This is a genomic window from Streptomyces ossamyceticus, from assembly GCF_001418475.1.
GTDB classification, from domain to species: Bacteria; Actinomycetota; Actinomycetes; order Streptomycetales; family Streptomycetaceae; genus Streptomyces; species Streptomyces ossamyceticus.
Genome location: NZ_LIQX01000729.1, coordinates 1 through 1,612 on the forward strand (window position 1 = coordinate 1; position 1,612 = coordinate 1,612).

General features: G+C 75.3%; 1 protein-coding gene. It reads right to left on the reverse strand.

Going from position 1 to position 1,612, the window contains the following annotated elements; all coding sequences use genetic code 11:
• Nucleotides 1-334: 334 nt before the first annotated feature.
• Nucleotides 335-1,249, reverse strand: a complete 915-nt coding sequence (locus tag AOK15_RS37680) for a tetratricopeptide repeat protein (RefSeq protein WP_055523263.1) — start codon at nucleotides 1,247-1,249, stop codon at nucleotides 335-337.
• Between the last annotated feature and the right edge of the window lie 363 nt (nucleotides 1,250-1,612).

Genomic DNA, 1,612 nt, shown 5'->3' on the forward strand with positions numbered 1-1,612 from the left:
CCCCCGCGCGGGGTCGCCCTCACCCTCGCGGCCCGACACGGGATCGCCCTCGTCCGCCACCCCCGTTCCCGGCCCCGCCGAGGACTCCTCCACCGGCACGTCCGCGACGCCGGGTGCGTCCTCCCCGACCGAGGAGCCCTCGGCGGTGCCGACCCCGTCCACGGCCCCGTCGACGACCGATTCACGATGAAGACCGCCGTGTGTTGAGGGCGCCGTGCGTGGAGGGGCGTCGTGTGATTAGGGGCCGGTGCGCGTTGAGGAGCGGTGCGCCTTGAGGGGCGCTGCACGTTGCGGGGCGCGACACCTTGAGGGGCGCGGCACGGCAACGGTCGTCTCACTCTCGCGCCGAACGGCCATCGGCGCTGAACTCCTGTGCCAGTGAACGGAGTTCGGGCAGCACCGGTGCGTCCGTGCCCTCCAGGGCGGTCAGCGCGCCGCGCCAGTGACGGAGGGCCGCCCCCTCCTCCCCGAGGGCCCGTAGGACATGCCCGTACTCGTACTCGGCGAGGCCCCGCCCGTACGCGTCGCCGCGCTCGGCGGCCTCCCGGAGCAGCGCCCCGCACGCCTCCCGCGCCGCGTCGAGGCGGCCCAGGGCCCGCAACGCCTGCGCCCGGCCCAGCCGGGTCTCCCGCTCCGCGTTCCAGTGGGCCACGCCGGACGCCATGACCCGCAACGCGTCGTCGAAGCTCCGGAGCGCTGGGGCGGGTTCGCCGAGGGCGAGTTGGGCACGGCCCGTGTTGCAGAGGGCGACCTGCTCGATCACGGTGCTCCCCGCCTGTCGGGCCAGGTCCCGGCTGCGCCGGTGGAGGGGGAGGGCCGAGCGGGGGTCGGTGAGTTCGGCGACGTATCCCTGGTGTCCGGCGAGGAGCGCCTCCTCCGCGGGGGCGAGGGTGTCGGGGCGCAGGGCGAGACACCGTGCCAGCGTCGCCCGGGCGTCCGCGCCCCGGCCGAGTTCACGCAACAGGGCGGCCCGGTTGCCGAGGTGGCGCATCCTGGCCCGGTCGTCGGCGAGGCGCTCGCTCAGCCGCACAGCCTCGTCGAGGAGGCGCAGCGCCTGCCGGATGCGGCCCGCCGAGTAGTGCGCGGACGCGAGGTGGCCCAGGGCCCGCCCCTCGGCCGCCGCGTCCCCGCCGGACCGGGCGAGGGTGACGGCGTGCCTGGTCAGCCGTTCGAGGTCCCGCGACCGGCCACGGTCGTGCAGGTAGGGGAACAGGGCGTGGATCAGCTCCAGGGTCCCTGCCGGTCCCAAGGGCCCGTTGATCCGGGTCGGTTCCAGCGGCTCGGACGTCGGGGCCGGTACGCGCGGCTCGGATGTCGGAGACGGTACGCACGGCTCGGATGTCGGAGACGGTACGCACGACTCGGGCGTCGGGGACGGTACGCGCGGCCCGGATGTCGGAGACGGTACGCACGACTCGGATGTCGGAGACGGTACGCACGGCTCGGACGTCGGAGACGGTACGCACGGCTCGGACGTCGGAGACGGTACGCACGGCTCGGACGTCGGGGTGGGTCCCCGCGGCTCAGGTGTCGGGGTCGGTGCCAGCTGTCCGCGCAACCGGGTCGGTTCCAGTGGCCCGGTCGTCCGGGTCTGCCCCAATGCCCCGGTCGT